This window comes from Streptomyces sp. NPDC042259 (assembly GCF_055582085.1).
Genome location: NZ_JBVJDW010000005.1, coordinates 85,829 through 101,333, shown reverse-complemented (window position 1 = coordinate 101,333; position 15,505 = coordinate 85,829). Strand labels below are relative to the sequence as shown.

Here is a 15,505-nt window from a genome sequence, read left to right as displayed (position 1 = left end):
CGCGGAACGCGCCGCCCCCGTCGTGCACCGTAGTCACAACGACTTTCGAGAAGAGATTCACGAAAATGGCGAACTTCACCGCCGCTGACGTCAAGAAGCTCCGTGAGCTCACCGGCGCCGGCATGATGGACTGCAAGAAGGCGCTGGACGAGGCCGAGGGCAACGTCGAGAAGGCCGTCGAGATCGTTCGCGTCAAGGGCCTGAAGGGCGTGGCCAAGCGCGAGAGCCGCACCACCTCCAACGGTGCCGTCGTCTCCGTCATCGCCGACGACAACACCTCGGGTGTGCTGGTCGAGCTGAAGTGCGAGACCGACTTCGTCGCCAAGGGTGACAAGTTCGTCACCGTCGCCGACGCGCTCGCCGCCCACGTCGCCAAGACGGCCCCGGCCGACATCGAGGCGCTCATGGCGTCCGAGATCGAGTCCGGCAAGACCGTCCAGGCGTTCGTGGACGAGGCCAACGCCACCCTCGGCGAGAAGATCGTCGTCGACCGCTTCGCGCGCTTCGCCGACGGCTTCGTCTCCGCGTACATGCACCGCACGGCCGCGGACCTGCCGCCGCAGGTCGGTGTCCTCGTCGAGCTCGACAAGGAGAACGCCGAGGTCGCCAAGGACGTCGCGCAGCACATCGCCGCGTTCGCGCCGAAGTTCCTCTCGCGTGACGAGATCCCGGCCGACGTCGTCGACAACGAGCGCCGCGTCGCCGAGGCCACCGCTCGCGAGGAGGGCAAGCCCGAGGCCGCCCTGCCGAAGATCGTCGAGGGTCGCGTCACCGGTTTCTTCAAGGAGAGCGTGCTGCTGGACCAGCCGTTCGCCAAGGACAACAAGAAGACCGTCCAGAAGATCCTGGACGAGGCCGGTGTCACGCTCAAGCGCTTCGCGCGCATCCGCGTCGGCGCCTGAGCCGTCAGCAGGACGCGAATGACCTGCGACCCGCTAGGGTCGTACGCAGCCGACCGTCCACCGGCCGGCCGCTGATGTGACGAGGAGGCCATTGCCGTACAGGGATCTGATAAGGACCCATCCGGCAATGGCCTTCTTCGTATGTGCACGAGGAGATCTCCAATGAATCAGGGTGCGGACGCCCCACAGGCCGCCGACGACGAGAGCACCGACCGCGGCAAGCGCCGTCGGTTCATGCTGAAACTGTCCGGCGAGGCCTTCGCCGGCGGCGGAGGGCTCGGCGTCGACCCCGATGTCGTGCACGCCATCGCCCGGGAGATCGCGGCGGTCGTCCGCGAGGGCTACGAGATCGCCGTCGTCATCGGCGGCGGCAACTTCTTCCGCGGCGCCGAGCTGCAGCAGCGCGGCATGGACCGGGCCCGCTCGGACTACATGGGCATGCTCGGCACGGTCATGAACTGCCTCGCCCTCCAGGACTTCCTGGTCAAGGAAGGCATCGAGACGCGGGTGCAGACCGGCATCACCATGGGCCAGGTCGCCGAGCCGTTCATCCCGCTGCGCGCCGTGCGCCACCTGGAGAAGGGCCGCGTCGTGATCTTCGGCGCCGGCATGGGCATGCCCTACTTCTCCACCGACACCACCGCCGCCCAGCGCGCCCTGGAGATCCACGCCGAGGCGATCCTGATGGGCAAGAACGGTGTCGACGGGGTCTACGACTCCGACCCGAAGAAGAACCCCGCCGCGGTGAAGTTCGACGCCCTCGAATACGGCGAGGTCCTCTCCCGCGGCCTCAAGGTCGCCGACGCCACCGCCATCACCCTGTGCATGGACAACAAGCTGCCGATCCTCGTCTTCGAGCTGCTCGCCGAGGGCAACATCGGGCGCGCGGTCAAGGGTGAGAAGATCGGCACGCTGGTGAGCGACCAGAGCACGCGGGCCTGACGGGCTCGCACAACCGCCCGGACCGGCCAGGTGCCGGCACGGGCGGCAACTCCGGGCCGCGGGAAGACCTCGGCACGGGGATGGACAACTGCCTGCCGGTCGGACACCGTGCAGGAGAAGACGCGCGCAGGGGCGAGGCTCTGCTTACTGATAACACCAGGAGCAAGTGGTGATCGAAGAGATCCTCCTCGAGGCCGAGGAGAAGATGGAGAAGGCCGTCGTGGTCGCCAAGGAGGACTTCGCGGCGATCCGCACCGGGCGTGCGCACCCCGCGATGTTCAACAAGATCGTGGCGGACTACTACGGTGCGCTGACGCCCATCAACCAGCTGGCGTCGTTCTCGGTCCCCGAGCCGCGCATGGCCGTGGTGACCCCGTTCGACAAGAGCGCGCTGCGCAACATCGAGCAGGCCATCCGCGACTCCGACCTGGGCGTCAACCCCAGCAACGACGGCAACATCATCCGGGTGACCTTCCCGGAGCTGACCCAGGAGCGCCGCAAGGAGTTCGTCAAGGTCGCCAAGACCAAGGCCGAGGACTCCAAGATCTCGATCCGCTCCATCCGCCGCAAGGCCAAGGAACTCCTCGACAAGCTCGTCAAGGACAAGGAGTCCGGCGAGGACGAGGTGCGTCGCGCGGAGAAGGAGCTCGACGACACCACCCAGAAGTACGTCGCTCAGGTGGACGAGCTGCTCAAGCACAAGGAATCCGAGCTCCTCGAGGTCTGATGAACGACGCATCCTGGGGGGCCCCGCCGCGCGTCGGTTTTGCAGGGTCCACCGACCAGGGACCCGCCGGTTCGGCGGGTCCTGTGCACGAGGCGGCCTACGCGGCGCAGACTCGCCCCATGCCCATCGTGCCCGACGCAGGCGGAGACCAGGACGACCGTGATCAGGGGGCCGCTGACTTCGGCGGCCCCCTGTTCCGCGACGAACAGGAGCCCGACATCCGGCCGCAGGAGCCCGCTGCCCCTCAGACGGCGAACGCGGCGAAGAAGAGCGCCGGGCGCGATCTGCGGGCGGCGATAGGGGTGGGTGTCGGCCTCGGTGCCGTCATCCTCGCCTCCCTGTTCGTCTACAAGCCCGTCTTCCTCGGCGTCATCGTGGTGGCCGTGGTCGTCGGGCTGTGGGAGCTGACCTCCCGGCTGGCCGAGAAGAAGGCCATCCGGGCGCCGCTCGTGCCGCTCGCGGTCGGTGGCGCCGCCATGGTCGTCGCCGGCTTCGTGAACGGCGCCGAGGGCGCGTGGGTGGCCATGGCCTTCACCGCGCTCGCGGTGCTCGTATGGCGTATGACGGAGCCGCCCGAGGACTACCTCCGGGACGTCACGGCGGGCATCTTCGCGGCCTTCTACGTGCCCTTCCTCGCCACGTTCGTGGCGCTGATGCTGGCCGCGGACGACGGCGCCTGGCGGGTCCTGACCTTCCTGCTGCTCACGGTGGTCAGCGACACCGGTGCCTACGCGGTGGGCTGGCGGTTCGGCAAGAAGAAGCTCGCGCCGCGCATCAGCCCCGGCAAGACCCGGGAGGGGCTGCTCGGCGCGGTGGCGTTCGCCATGGTGGCGGGCGCGCTGTGCACGCACTTCCTGATCGACGGCGGGCAGTGGTGGCAGGGTCTGCTGCTGGGCCTCGCGGTCGCGGTCAGCGCCACGCTGGGCGACCTCGGCGAGTCGATGATCAAGCGGGACCTGGGCATCAAGGACATGGGCGCCCTGCTGCCGGGCCACGGCGGGATCATGGACCGGCTGGACTCGCTGCTGCCGACCGCCCCGGTGGTGTGGCTGCTGCTGGTCGTCTTCGTCGGCAGCACCTGAGCCGCGGCGGGGTCTTCCTCGTCCAATGGCCTGACCTGCGGTTTTTTCGGTGAGGGGCACGTTGTCCACAGGGCGGCGGGCCCCTCTCCGTATGTCTGCGACACTGGTAGGACCATGCCTGCACCCGGAGAACTCACTTTCGTCGCGCCGCGCGGGGCCAAGAAGCCCCCGCGGCACCTTGCCGACCTCACCCCCGCCGAGCGCCGCGAAGCCGTCGCCGCGATCGGCGAGAAGCCGTTTCGCGCGAAGCAGCTGTCCCAGCACTACTTCGCCCGGTACGCGCACGACCCGGCGGCATGGACGGACATCCCGGCGGCGGCCCGCGAGAAGCTCGCGGCCGAGCTGCTGCCGGAGCTGATGAGCGTCGTACGGCACATCTCGTGCGACAGCGACACCACCCGTAAGACCCTGTGGCGGCTGCACGACGGCACGCTGGTCGAGTCCGTGCTCATGCGTTACCCCGACCGGGTCACCATGTGCATCAGCTCCCAGGCCGGCTGCGGCATGAACTGCCCGTTCTGCGCCACCGGCCAGGCCGGGCTGGACCGCAATCTGTCGACCGCCGAGATCGTGCACCAGATCGTCGACGGCATGCGCGCCCTGCGCGACGGCGAGGTGCCCGGCGGCCCGGCGCGGCTTTCCAACATCGTCTTCATGGGCATGGGCGAGCCGCTCGCCAACTACAAGCGCGTCGTCGGCGCGATCCGCCGTCTGACCGACCCCGAGCCGGACGGCCTCGGGCTCTCGCAGCGCGGCATCACCGTCTCCACCGTCGGCCTGGTGCCCGCGATGCTGCGCTTCGCCGACGAGGGCTTCAAGTGCCGTCTCGCGGTCTCGCTGCACGCCCCGGACGACGAGCTGCGCGACACCCTCGTGCCGGTCAACACCCGGTGGAAGGTCCGCGAGGTCCTCGACGCCGCCTGGGAGTACGCGGAGAAGTCCGGCCGCCGGATCTCCATCGAGTACGCCCTCATCCGGGACATCAACGACCAGGCGTGGCGTGGTGACCTGCTCGGCCGGCTCCTCAAGGGCAAGCGCGTGCACGTCAACCTCATCCCGCTCAACCCGACCCCGGGTTCGAAGTGGACCGCCTCCCGGCCGGAGGACGAGCGGGCGTTCGTCCAGGCGATCGCCGCGCACGGCGTGCCCGTCACCGTGCGTGACACGCGCGGCCAGGAGATCGACGGAGCGTGCGGTCAGCTCGCCGCCGCCGAGCGCTGATACTGTCCACTCGCCCAGGCGAACACCTCGCACAAATGAACATCCGACAGGGGAGCGCGCACAGCGCTGAGAGTGCGGCACGGGCCGCAGACCCTCGGACCTGATCCGGGTCATACCGGCGTAGGGAGTCAACCCACTCATGAACACCACCCTCCGGCGTGCCGTCGGCGCGGCCGTCATCACCGCGCTCGGCGTGCCCGTGCTGGCCGCCTGCGGCGGTTCGGACGACTCCGGCGCCGGCTCCAAGACCGTCACGCTCGTCTCGCACGACTCCTTCGCCGCGTCGGACGCGGTGCTCAAGGAGTTCACCCGGACCACCGGGTACAAGGTCAAGGTGCTCAAGAGCGGGGACGCCGGGACGGCCGTCAACCAGGCCGTCCTCTCCAAGAGCCACCCGCAGGGCGACGTCTTCTTCGGCGTCGACAACACCCTCCTGTCGCGGGCCCTCGACAACGGCCTGTTCACCCCGTACGAGGCCAAGGGCCTGGACCGGGTCCCCAAGGCGCTCCAGGCCGACGCCGCCGAGCACCGGGTCACGCCCGTCGACTTCGGCGACATCTGTGTGAACTACGACCGCGCGTACTTCGCCGGCCACAAGCTCAGCCCGCCGGCGTCCTTCGACGACCTGATCAAGCCGGAGTACAAGAACCTCCTGGTCACCGAGAACGCGGCCACCTCGTCCCCCGGTCTCGCCTTCCAGCTGGGCACCGTCGCCAAGTACGGCGACGCCGGCTGGCAGGACTACTGGAAGAAGCTCAAGGCCAACGGCGTCGAGGTCGTGGACGGCTGGGAGCAGGCGTACAACGACCGCTTCTCCGGCTCCGCCGCGGGCAAGAAGGCCAAGGGCGACAAGCCGCTCGTCGTCTCCTACGCGTCCAGCCCGCCCGCCGAGGTGCTCGGTGCGAAGCCGCTGCCCAAGGAGGGGCCGACCGGTGTCGCGACCGGCACCTGCTTCCGGCAGACGGAGTTCGCCGGCTTGCTGAAGGGCGCGAAGAACACCGAGGGCGGCCAGGCCCTGATCGACTTCCTGCTGGGCAAGAAGTTCCAGGAGGACATGCCGCTGCAGATGTTCGTCAACCCGGCGAACCAGGACGCCGCGCTGCCCGAGGAATTCACCCGGTTCGGTGCCAAGATCACCGATCCCGCGACCCTCGCCCCGGAGAAGATCGCCAAGAACCGCGACCAGTGGGTCAAGGCATGGTCCTCGCTCGTCCTGAAGTAGCCGCCCCGAAGCGACCGAAGGGGCTCTCCCGGCAGACGGCGGTCCGGCTCGGCCTGATGGCCCTGCCGGTCGCCTTCTTCGGTCTGTTCTTCGCCTACCCGGTCTCCGCCATCGTGGCCCGGGGGCTCAAGGACGGCGGACGGTGGCAGTTCGCCCGCGTCGGCGAGGTGCTCGGCGACGAGCGGATCGGCCACGTCCTGTGGTTCACCACCTGGCAGGCCCTCGCCTCCACGGCCCTGACCCTCGCCCTCGCCCTGCCCGGCGCGTATGTCTTCGCCCGCTTCGACTTCCCCGGGAAGCGACTGCTGCGGGCCGTGGTCACCGTCCCCTTCGTCCTGCCGACCGTCGTGGTCGGCTCGGCCTTCCTGGCCCTGCTCGGACGCGGCGGCCTGCTGGACGAGCTGTGGGGGGTGCGCCTGGACACCACGGTCTGGGCGATCCTGCTGGCCCATGTGTTCTTCAACTACGCCGTCGTCGTCCGGACCGTCGGCGGCCTCTGGGCCCAGCTCGACCCACGCCAGGAGGAGGCGGCCCGGGTCCTGGGCGCCGGGCGCCTCGCCGCCTGGCGCCGGGTGACGCTGCCGGCGCTCGCACCCGCCGTGGCCGCCGCCGCCCTCATGGTCTTCCTCTTCACCTTCACCTCCTTCGGCGTGGTCCAGATCCTCGGCGGCCCCCGCTACGCCACCTTGGAAGTGGAGATCTACCAGCAGACCGCACGGCTGCTCGACCTGCCGACGGCCGCCGTGCTCACCCTCGTGCAGTTCGTGGCCGTGGGCCTGCTGCTGGGCGTGCACGCCCGGACCGTCCGGCGGCGGGAGTCCGCGCTGAAGCTCGTCGACGCCTCCCACACCTCCCGCCGCCCGCGGGGGGCGGCGCAATGGGCGCTCCTGACGTCCGTGCTGGCCGTGGTGGCGCTGCTGATCCTGGTGCCGCTCGTCGTGCTCGTCCTGCGCTCCTTCGACGGGTCCGACGGCTACGGCCCGGCGTTCTACCGCGCGCTGGCCTCGGCGGACGACAACGGCGGCACCTTCGTCGTCGCCCCCCTGGAAGCCATCGGCAACTCCCTGGCCTACGCGCTGGCCGCCACCGGCATCGCCGTCGTCGTGGGCGGCCTCGCCGCGGCCGCGCTGACCCGCCGGGCGGGACGGCTCGTACGGGGCTTCGACGCGCTGCTCATGCTGCCGCTCGGCACCTCCGCGGTGACCGTCGGCTTCGGCTTCCTGATCACCCTGGACGAGCCCCCGCTGGACCTGCGCTCCTCCTGGATCCTGGTCCCGCTGGCCCAGGCCCTGGTGGGCGTGCCCTTCGTCGTCCGGACCATGCTGCCGGTGCTGCGCGCGGTGGACGCGCGGCTGCGCGAGGCGGCGGCGGTGCTCGGAGCGTCCCCGCTGCGCGCGTGGCGCGAAGTGGACCTGCCGCTCGTCGGACGGGCGCTGGCGGTCGCGGCGGGGTTCGCCTTCGCCGTGTCGCTGGGCGAGTTCGGGGCGACCGTCTTCATCGCCCGCCCCGACAACCCCACCCTGCCGGTGGCCGTGGCCCGGCTGCTCGGCCGCCCCGGGGAACTCAATTACGGCCAGGCCATGGCCCTCAGCACCATCCTGATGCTGGTGTGCGCGGCGGCGCTGCTGGTACTGGAGCGCGTGCGCACCGACCGTTCGGGAGAGTTCTAGATGTCCCCGTCGCACCAGGACCTGCTGCGCCTGGACAACGTCACCGTCCGCTTCGGCGGGCGGACGGCCCTGGACGCGGTGGACCTGGCGGTCGCCGAGCACGAGACGGTCTGTGTGCTCGGGCCGAGCGGCAGCGGCAAGTCCACGCTGCTGCGGGTCGTCGCGGGGCTGCAGCCCGCGGACGGCGGGCGGGTCCTCCTCTCCGGCGCCGACCAGGGCGGCGTGCCCGTCCACCGGCGCGGGGTGGGCCTGATGTTCCAGGACCACCAGCTCTTCCCGCAGCGGGACGTCGGCGGCAACGTCGGCTTCGGGCTGCGGATGCGCAAGGTCGGGCGCGCGGAGGCGGAGCGCCGTGTCGCGGAGCTGCTCGACATGGTGGGCCTGCCGGGCGCGCAGCGGCGGTCCGTCGCGGCGCTGTCCGGTGGCGAGCAGCAGCGGGTGGCCCTGGCGAGGGCGCTCGCGCCCCGGCCGCGGCTGCTGATGCTCGACGAGCCGCTCGGCCAGCTCGACCGCGGTCTGCGCGAGCGCCTCGTCGTGGAACTCCGGCAGCTCTTCGGCCGGCTCGGCACCACGGTGCTGGCGGTCACCCACGACCAGGGCGAGGCCTTCGCGCTCGCCGACCGGGTGCTGGTGATGCGCGACGGGCGGATCGCCCAGGCCGGGACGCCGCTGGAGGTGTGGCAGCGGCCGGCGTCGGAGTTCGTGGCCCGTTTCCTCGGCTTCGACAACGTGGTCGGGGCGACGGTCGGCGGTGAGCGCGCCGACACCGTGTGGGGGAGCGTGCCCGTGCCGGCCGGGTCACGGCAGGGCAGGTGCAGGCTGCTCGTGCGCCCCGCCGGGGTGCGGCTGCTGCCCGCGTCGGAGGGCCTGCCGTGCACGGTCACCGGCCGGACGTTCCGCGGCGACCACGTGGTGGTGCTGCTGCGGCCCTCCGCCGGGCCGGAGCTGGAGGCGGCGTGCGACCTGCGGGGCGCTCCGGAGCCGGGCGCCCGCGTGGGCGTCGGCTTCGACGTGGACGAGGTGGTGGTGCTCGGCCCCGCCGAGGACGGCACCGCCGACTGAGCCGGAACGAGGCCCGTCCCAGCCGGGACGAGAGAGCCCCCCGCGCCGTCCCGAGGACGGCGCGGGGGGCTCTCTCATGACGGTGACCGCAGCTCAGCCCGTCTTCGTGGGGGCCGGTTCCGCCGGGGCCGGTGCGAGGTCCCGCGCCGCGGGTCCGGGCTCCGGGGCCACCGCGCTCTCCGGTTCGCCGTACCAGGCGACCGCGACCGCGCCCGCCACGGCCAGCAGGAAGCCCGTGACCGCCATCCAGGCGAGGCCGTCACGGGAGCTGTCACCGAGCATCAGCACCCCGATGATGCCGGGCAGAACGGTCTCGCCGACCACGAGGGCGGCCGTGGCACCGTTGACCGAGCCGATCTGCAGGGCGACCGTGTGCAGGTACATGCCGATGGTGCCGGATATGAGGATGGCGTACAGCGCCGGGTCGGCGATCAGCGTGGGCAGGTCGAACGGGTCGATGCCGTCGAGGATGCGCACGCCGACGCCGATGGCGCCGAAGCCCAGGCCGGACAGCAGACCGGCGAGGATCGCGGACTTCGACCCCAGCAGACGGACGGCGATCGTGCCGCCGATCATCAGCACCAGCGAGATGATCAGCAGCCACCAGTGGGTGGACCGTGCGGCGTCGCCGTTGCCCTCGTGGCCCGCGGCGGTGGCCAGCAGGACCAGCGCCGAGCAGACGACACCGATCGACAGCCACTCGGGCTTGGTCAGCCGGATGCCCAGGAGCTTGATGCTCAGTACGGCGGTGACGACGAGATTGGCGCTGATGACGGTCTGGGAGAGGAACAGCGGCAGCATCCGAGCGGCCAGCGCGCCGAGTCCGAAGCCGAGGAAGTCCAGCACCGTACCGACCATGAACTCCCACGTCACCGCGGCCTTGGCGGTGGAGGAGAGACTGGGGCCGCCATGCTGCGTCGTACCCGTCGTGGAGGCCGCCGCGGCCTCCCGGCGGGCCGATTTGCGCGATCCCACGGCTTGCAGGACCGAGCCCGTGCCGTAACAGGCCGAGGCCGCGACAGCCGTCAGAAGGCCGATGATCACCAATAGCTCCGTTCGCCTGATAAACCGTCGTGCTCCTGAAGCAGACGCGTTTTTCCGCGCGGAAGTTGCCTTGGGTCAAGAAATAGTCAAGGGCTTGTGGTGCGCGGGAGCACGGCGGGCCACCGTCGGCCACGCCCGCCGCGCACCCCCCGGCCCCGCTCGCCCCTCGCTCGCCCCGGCCCGTTCAGCCCTGCTGCGCCGTGAGCCGGGCCAGTGCCTCCGGTGCCTCGTCGACCGAATCGACCAGCGCGATGCGCCCGGCCATCGGCCGCCCGGCCGCCAGCGCCTCCAGCAGGGGCCAGGCCGGCAGCTCCCGCGTCCAGTGCGCGCGGTCCACGAGCACCATCGGGGTCGGCTCGCCGCGCGACTGGTAGTAGTTGGGCGTCGCGTTGTCGAAGATCTCCTGCACGGTGCCCGCCGCGCCCGGCAGGAACACCACTCCGGCGCTCGCGCGGGCGAGCAGACCGTCCTCACGGGTGGCGTTCGCGAAGTACTTCGCGATGTGCGAGGCGAAGGCGTTCGGCGGCTCGTGTCCGTAGAACCAGGTGGGGATGCCCACCGAGGGCCCGCCGCCGGGGAAGGCCGACCGCACGGTGAACGCGGCGGCCGCCCACTCGGCGACCGAGGGGGTGAAGTGCGGGACGCCGGCCAGCAGCTCCAGGGCCTCGTCCAGCACGGCGTCCGCCAGGGGCGCGGCGTACGCGCCGAGGTTCGCGGCCTCCATGGCGCCCGGCCCGCCGCCGGTGGCGACGGTCAGACCGGCGCGGGCCAGCGACCGGCCGAGCCGGGCCGCCCCGGCGTACCCGGCGGAGCCGCGCTGCAGGGCGTGACCGCCCATGACGCCCACCACGCGCTGCCCGGCCAGTTGCTCGTCCAGCGCGTCGGACACGGCGTCGTCGTGGATGCTCCGCAGCATCGAGGCGAATATGTCACCGTCCGACTTGGTCCTTTCGAACCACGCGTAGGCGAGGGCGTCCGGGGTGTTCTCGTAGCCCTTCTCCAGGCCCTCGAACAGCTCCTGCGGGCGGTAGAGCGCGGCCCGGTAGGGGTTGAACGGCAGGAAGGGCACGGGCGGGAAGACCAGTGCGCCCCCGGCCCGTACCTTCGCGGCCGCCTCGGGTTCCATCGGGCAGCCGAGGAACACGGCCTCCATGGTGTCCACGGCCGCCAGCTCGGCCGTACGGGCCGTCAGGTCGACGGACTGCACGCGGTATCCGCCGAGCGAGCCCGCGGCGACGGCCCGGTCGAACTCCTCCAGGGTCTCGATCTCACGGTCGGACCCCAGAGGGGAGTCGGCGGGGGAACCAGCTGGGGAAGGGGTGTTCGGCTGCATCCCGCCATGCTAGGTCCTGGCCCGGGGCCCCTTCCGGCCTTCCCCGGCCGGGGCGTCGCCACGTCGGCCCGCGCTGTGCGGCCCGTCCCGCCTCACCGGGTCAGCGGCATGGCCGCCAACTCCCCGACCACCCAGGTCAGCGGGGCCATCACGGCCACCAGCGCGCAGGTGCGCACGGCGGCCGCACCGCGCAGCAGCGAGGCGGGGACGCCCAGCCGCAGCAAGGTCGCCGCGACATCGGCGCGGGACTGCCGGGTGTCCAGGGCGGCGGTGAGCGCCGTGGCCGTGACGCAGGCCATGACGAGCGCCGCGCCGAGGCCGGTGAGCGGGCCGAAGGGACGGGCGCCGGAGGGCTCCCAGGCCGCCCCGTACAGCTCGACGGCGGCCAGGGCCGCCGAGGCGACCGCGCACAGCACGCCGAGCGGCCGGCCGAGCCGTGGGGCGGCGTCCTGCAGTATGCGCCCGGCCAGCAGGCGTACGGGTCCGGGCCGGCCGGCCGACAGCAGCACCCCGCACCAGTAAGTCAGCCCCGGCCCGGCCAGACAGAGGCCGAGACATACCAGCAGCCAACCGCCGACGAGACCGGGGGAGGCGCCGTCGCCCTGTCCGGGCAGGTTCAGCAGCGCCTCGGCGGGGGGTGCCGGTCCGTCACTCGCGTAGGACTCCAGGGCGAGTCCGGTGGCGATCACGGCGACGCCCCAGGGCAGACCGCTGTGAGCGCGCTTCGGCCCGGGAGCCTTGGCGGCGGGGGCGGTGGCGTCGGCCGCGAGGCCCTCGGGAGTCCGCTCACCGGGGCGTACCATGACCGCGCACGCCGCGGCGGCCAGCACCGGCACCACGGACAGCAGGGTCAGGGCCGCGGCCCAGGGCAGTGGCTCGCCCCCGTCCAGCGGCTTGGCCGCGGAGCCGCCCAGCGGCGTCAGATGGAGGTCGCCGCGGAGTTCGAGGTAGCCGAGCAGCGCGACGCAGCTGCCGACCGCGCAGGACAGCGCCGTCGACGCGGCGGCCAGCAGCGACAGCGCCACGGGCCCGAGGCCGACGGCGTCCAGGCCGTCCCGGGGACGGGTGGCGGGATCCGTACGGGCGACGGCGACGGCGAACTGCACCGCCGCCGCCAGCGGCACCACACACCACAGGAGCCGTACGAGCGAGCCTTCGGGCTCCTTGGGGTGGGCCACCGCGTACCCCAGGGTGCACAGCAGCAGGAAACCGACTCCCGACGCGGCGGCGGCGACCAGCAGCCGGCGCAGCAGGACGAGCGGGTGCGCGCCGCGCGCTAGGCGGAGACTGAGCACGCGGCCCTGCCCTCTCCACCGGGCGACTCCGGAGCCGGGATCGCACCGCCCCGGCGGCCGTCGGTCAAGGTGACCGTACGGTCGGCGAGGGTGGCGCTCTCGTCGTCGAGCGTGGCGAGGACGACCGTGATCCGGTGCGAGCGCGCGGCCGTGGTCAGGGTGCGCAGTACCTGGGCCCGGTCGGTGGTGTGCAGCGGGGCCGTCGGCTCGTCCGCGAAGACCACCGTCGGCTCGCCCGCCAGCGCCCGGGCGATGGCGATCCGCTGGCGCTGCGCCTGGTGCAGGGACCCCGGGCGCTTGCGGGCGCAGTCGCCGACGTCGAGGCGCTCCAGCCACTCCCCGGCGGTCCGCTTGGCGGCACGGTGGCCGACGCCGCGGGCCAGCAGGGGCAGGGCGGCGTTCTCCCAGCCGGTCAGCTCGGGCAGCAGGTGCGGTTCGCTGCCGATCCAGCCGAAGCGCTCCCGGCGCAGCCGTTCCCGTGCCGAGCGGGAGAGGGTGTGCACGGGCGCGCTGTTGAACCACACCTCGCCGGGGTCGGGCAGGAGCTGGCCCGAGAGGCACCTCAGGAGTGTGGTCTTCCCGGAGCCGCGCGGCCCGGTGACGGCGAGGATCTCGCCTTCGCGGACGCCGATGGAGACACCGGCGAGAGCGGGGGAACCGCTGTAGGCGTAATGCAGACCGCGTGCCCAGAGCACGTCGTTGTCCGGCGGGGCCACCATGTCGAGCACCTCGGGTCGCTGAAGGGTCCGTTCCCCTGTCCGGGTGAACGAACCGGGAGGCCATTGGGTCACTGGCACCGTACGGAACGGGGATCCTAGCCTCCGCCCAGGCTCGACGCGGGAGCGGCCCAGTTTCCTCCGGTCGGGCTCATCCCGGAGGGTCGTTTTTGAGCCGGAGCCCGTCGGAGCGCATCCGCGCGGCCCGCGCGAGCGGAGGTGCGACGGCGCGTGAGCCGGGCCGGTCCCGGCCGCCCGGGGCCGCCGGGGCGAGGGAAAACCGTGGTCCCCCGCGCGCGTGGTGGGGTGTGGGGGTGCGCGCGGGGAACCACGGCCGGGGGACGGGCCGGTGGGCCGCCCGTCGGGTCCCGTTCAGGGCGCCGACGCCCGAGGCGCCGTCAGATCTTCGTCCAGGCCTCGGTGAGGACGCCGCGGACGATCTGCTCGATCTCGTCGAACGTCGACTGATCGGCGATCAGCGGCGGCGAGAGCTGGATGACCGGGTCGCCGCGGTCGTCGGCCCGGCAGTACAGACCGTTCTCGAAGAGCTTCTTCGATACGAAGCCGTAGAGCAGCCGCTCGCACTCCTCGGGGGTGAACGACTCCTTGGTGGCCTTGTCCTTCACCAGCTCGATGCCGTAGAAGAAGCCGTTGCCCCGGACGTCGCCGACGATCGGCAGGTCGTGCAGCTTGGACAGGGTCGACAGGAACGCCGACTCGTTGTCCAGCACGTGCTGGTTGAGGCCCTCGCGCTCGAAGATGTCGAGGTTGGCGAGCGCGACCGCCGCGGAGACCGGGTGGCCGCCGAAGGTGTAGCCGTGCAGGAACGTCGCGTCGCCCCGGTAGAACGGCTCGGCGATGCGGTCGGAGACGACGGTGGCGCCGAGCGGGGAGTAGCCCGAGGTCATGCCCTTGGCGCAGGTGATGATGTCCGGCACGTAGCCGAACTTGTCGCACGCGAACATCGTGCCGAGGCGGCCGAAGGCGCAGATGACCTCGTCCGAGACGAGCAGCACGTTGTACCGGTCGCAGATCTCGCGCACCCGCTGGAAGTAGCCGGGCGGCGGCGGGAAGCAGCCGCCCGCGTTCTGCACGGGCTCCAGGAAGACGGCCGCGACGGTGTCCGGGCCCTCGAAGAGGATCTGCTGCTCGATCTGGTCGGCGGCCCAGCGGCCGAAGGCCTCGGGGTCGTCGGCGTGGATCGGCGCGCGGTACAGATTGGTGTTCGGGGCCTTGTGGGCACCGGGGACCAGCGGCTCGAAGGGGGCCTTCAGCGCCGGCAGGCCGGTGATGGACAGGGCGCCCTGGGTGGTGCCGTGATAGGCGACGGCCCGGGATATGACCTTGTACTTCGTGTGGTTGCCGGTGAGCTTGTGGTACTGCTTCGCCAGCTTCCAGGCGGTCTCGACGGCCTCGCCGCCACCGGTGGTGAAGAAAATCTTGTTGAGGTCGCCGGGGGCGTAGTGCGCCAACCGCTCGGCCAGCTCGATCGCCTTGGGGTGGGCGTAGCTCCACAGGGGGAAGAAGGCCAGCTCCTGCGCCTGCTTGTTGGCCGCCTCGGCGAGTTCGGCGCGGCCGTGGCCGGCCTGGACCACGAAGAGCCCGGCGAGACCGTCGAGGTAGCGCTTGCCCTTGTCGTCGAAGATGTAGGCGCCCTCGCCGCGGACGATGGTCGGCACGGGGGCGTTCTCGTACGACTGCATGCGGGTGAAGTGCATCCACAGGTGGTCGTACGCCGTCTGGGAGAGGTCCTTGCTCACGGCTATCGGGTTCCCCATGTGTAGGTCTGCTTGCGGAGCTTGAGGTAGACGAAGCTTTCGGTCGAGCGCACGCCCGGGAGGGTCCGGATGCGCTTGTTGATCATTTCCAGGAGGTGGTCGTCGTCCTCGCAGACGATCTCGATGAGGAGATCGAAGGAGCCCGCGGTCATGACGACGTACTCCACCTCGTCCATCGCGGTCAGGGCGTCGGCGACCGGATCGAGGTCGCCCTCGACGTTGATGCCGACCATCGCCTGCCGCCGCAGCCCCACGGTGAGCGGGTCGGTGACGGCGACGATCTGCATGACGCCCTGGTCGAGAAGCTTCTGTACGCGCTGCCGGACCGCGGCCTCGGAGAGGCCGACGGCCTTGCCGATCGCCGCGTAAGGGCGGCGGCCGTCCTCCTGGAGCTGTTCGATGATCGCCAGGGAGACGGCATCGATCGGCGGCGTGCCGTGCACGCCTTTTGGATCTGCGCTACGAGTGGCCACGAGCACCACTGTGCATGGGACTCGGCCGTCTCGCAACC

14 protein-coding genes and 1 riboswitch are annotated in these 15,505 nt (G+C 71.6%); of the genes, 8 read left to right on the top strand and 6 right to left on the bottom strand.

The genetic code is table 11. The features are described 5' to 3' along the window. Nucleotides 1-65 precede the first annotated feature (65 nt). The 8 genes from tsf to ACZ6MA_RS15960 all read left to right on the top strand — a co-directional run bounded on the left by tsf (nt 66) and on the right by ACZ6MA_RS15960 (nt 8,828). Nucleotides 66-902: a translation elongation factor Ts gene (gene tsf, locus ACZ6MA_RS15995; RefSeq protein WP_469434258.1), complete on the top strand. Its 837-nt coding sequence runs from the start codon at nt 66-68 to the stop codon at nt 900-902. 162 nt (nt 903-1,064) lie between these two features. Next, the gene (gene pyrH / locus ACZ6MA_RS15990; RefSeq protein WP_469434256.1) at nt 1,065-1,844 is read left to right on the top strand and encodes a UMP kinase; all 780 of its coding nucleotides are present in this window, start codon (nt 1,065-1,067) and stop codon (nt 1,842-1,844) included. 169 nt (nt 1,845-2,013) lie between these two features. Continuing rightward, a complete protein-coding gene (frr, locus tag ACZ6MA_RS15985) occupies nt 2,014-2,571 on the top strand; it encodes a ribosome recycling factor (RefSeq protein ID WP_130880153.1) in 558 nt (185 codons plus the stop codon). Further along, nucleotides 2,571-3,653 carry a phosphatidate cytidylyltransferase gene (locus ACZ6MA_RS15980; protein WP_469434254.1) on the top strand — a complete coding sequence of 361 codons (1,083 nt, stop codon included), beginning with the start codon at nt 2,571-2,573 and terminating at the stop codon, nt 3,651-3,653. Before frr ends, ACZ6MA_RS15980 begins: the two co-directional genes overlap by 1 nt. 114 nt (nt 3,654-3,767) lie before the next feature. Then, the gene (rlmN, locus tag ACZ6MA_RS15975) at nt 3,768-4,874 is read left to right on the top strand and encodes a dual-specificity RNA methyltransferase RlmN (RefSeq protein WP_130880155.1); all 1,107 of its coding nucleotides are present in this window, start codon (nt 3,768-3,770) and stop codon (nt 4,872-4,874) included. Between the two features lie 38 nt (nt 4,875-4,912). Continuing rightward, nucleotides 4,913-5,018, top strand: a riboswitch (TPP riboswitch). Next, nucleotides 5,014-6,096, top strand: a complete 1,083-nt coding sequence (locus tag ACZ6MA_RS15970) for a thiamine ABC transporter substrate-binding protein (RefSeq protein ID WP_469434253.1) — start codon at nt 5,014-5,016, stop codon at nt 6,094-6,096. It overlaps the preceding riboswitch by 5 nt. Continuing rightward, nucleotides 6,072-7,766 carry an ABC transporter permease gene (locus tag ACZ6MA_RS15965; protein ID WP_469434251.1) on the top strand — a complete coding sequence of 565 codons (1,695 nt, stop codon included), beginning with the start codon at nt 6,072-6,074 and terminating at the stop codon, nt 7,764-7,766. The genes ACZ6MA_RS15970 and ACZ6MA_RS15965 overlap by 25 nt, the downstream gene beginning before the upstream one ends. Beyond that, nucleotides 7,767-8,828, top strand: coding sequence for an ABC transporter ATP-binding protein (locus tag ACZ6MA_RS15960; RefSeq protein WP_469434249.1), 1,062 nt, complete (start codon nt 7,767-7,769; stop codon nt 8,826-8,828). It abuts the gene before it with no gap. A gap of 93 nt (nt 8,829-8,921) precedes the next feature. Here the strand turns inward: ACZ6MA_RS15960 and ACZ6MA_RS15955 are convergent, their stop codons facing one another. The 6 genes from ACZ6MA_RS15955 to ACZ6MA_RS15930 all read right to left on the bottom strand — a co-directional run bounded on the left by ACZ6MA_RS15955 (nt 8,922) and on the right by ACZ6MA_RS15930 (nt 15,467). Beyond that, nucleotides 8,922-9,872, bottom strand: coding sequence for a hypothetical protein (locus ACZ6MA_RS15955; RefSeq protein ID WP_469434248.1), 951 nt, complete (start codon nt 9,870-9,872; stop codon nt 8,922-8,924). A 184-nt stretch (nt 9,873-10,056) separates the two neighbouring features. Beyond that, nucleotides 10,057-11,205, bottom strand: a complete 1,149-nt coding sequence (locus ACZ6MA_RS15950) for an LOG family protein (protein ID WP_469434246.1) — start codon at nt 11,203-11,205, stop codon at nt 10,057-10,059. 92 nt (nt 11,206-11,297) lie between these two features. Continuing rightward, on the bottom strand, nt 11,298-12,500 hold the full coding sequence (locus ACZ6MA_RS15945) for a hypothetical protein (RefSeq protein WP_469434245.1): 1,203 nt from the start codon (nt 12,498-12,500) through the stop codon (nt 11,298-11,300). Further along, nucleotides 12,482-13,219: an ABC transporter ATP-binding protein gene (locus ACZ6MA_RS15940; protein WP_469434243.1), complete on the bottom strand. Its 738-nt coding sequence runs from the start codon at nt 13,217-13,219 to the stop codon at nt 12,482-12,484. The genes ACZ6MA_RS15945 and ACZ6MA_RS15940 overlap by 19 nt, the downstream gene beginning before the upstream one ends. Nucleotides 13,220-13,614: 395 nt before the next feature. Continuing rightward, on the bottom strand, nt 13,615-14,994 hold the full coding sequence (locus tag ACZ6MA_RS15935) for an aspartate aminotransferase family protein (RefSeq protein WP_469434242.1): 1,380 nt from the start codon (nt 14,992-14,994) through the stop codon (nt 13,615-13,617). Then, entirely contained in the window at nt 14,979-15,467 is a 489-nt protein-coding gene (locus tag ACZ6MA_RS15930; RefSeq protein WP_469139917.1) for an Lrp/AsnC family transcriptional regulator, read from the bottom strand. The genes ACZ6MA_RS15935 and ACZ6MA_RS15930 overlap by 16 nt, the downstream gene beginning before the upstream one ends. Nucleotides 15,468-15,505: the final 38 nt, after the last annotated feature.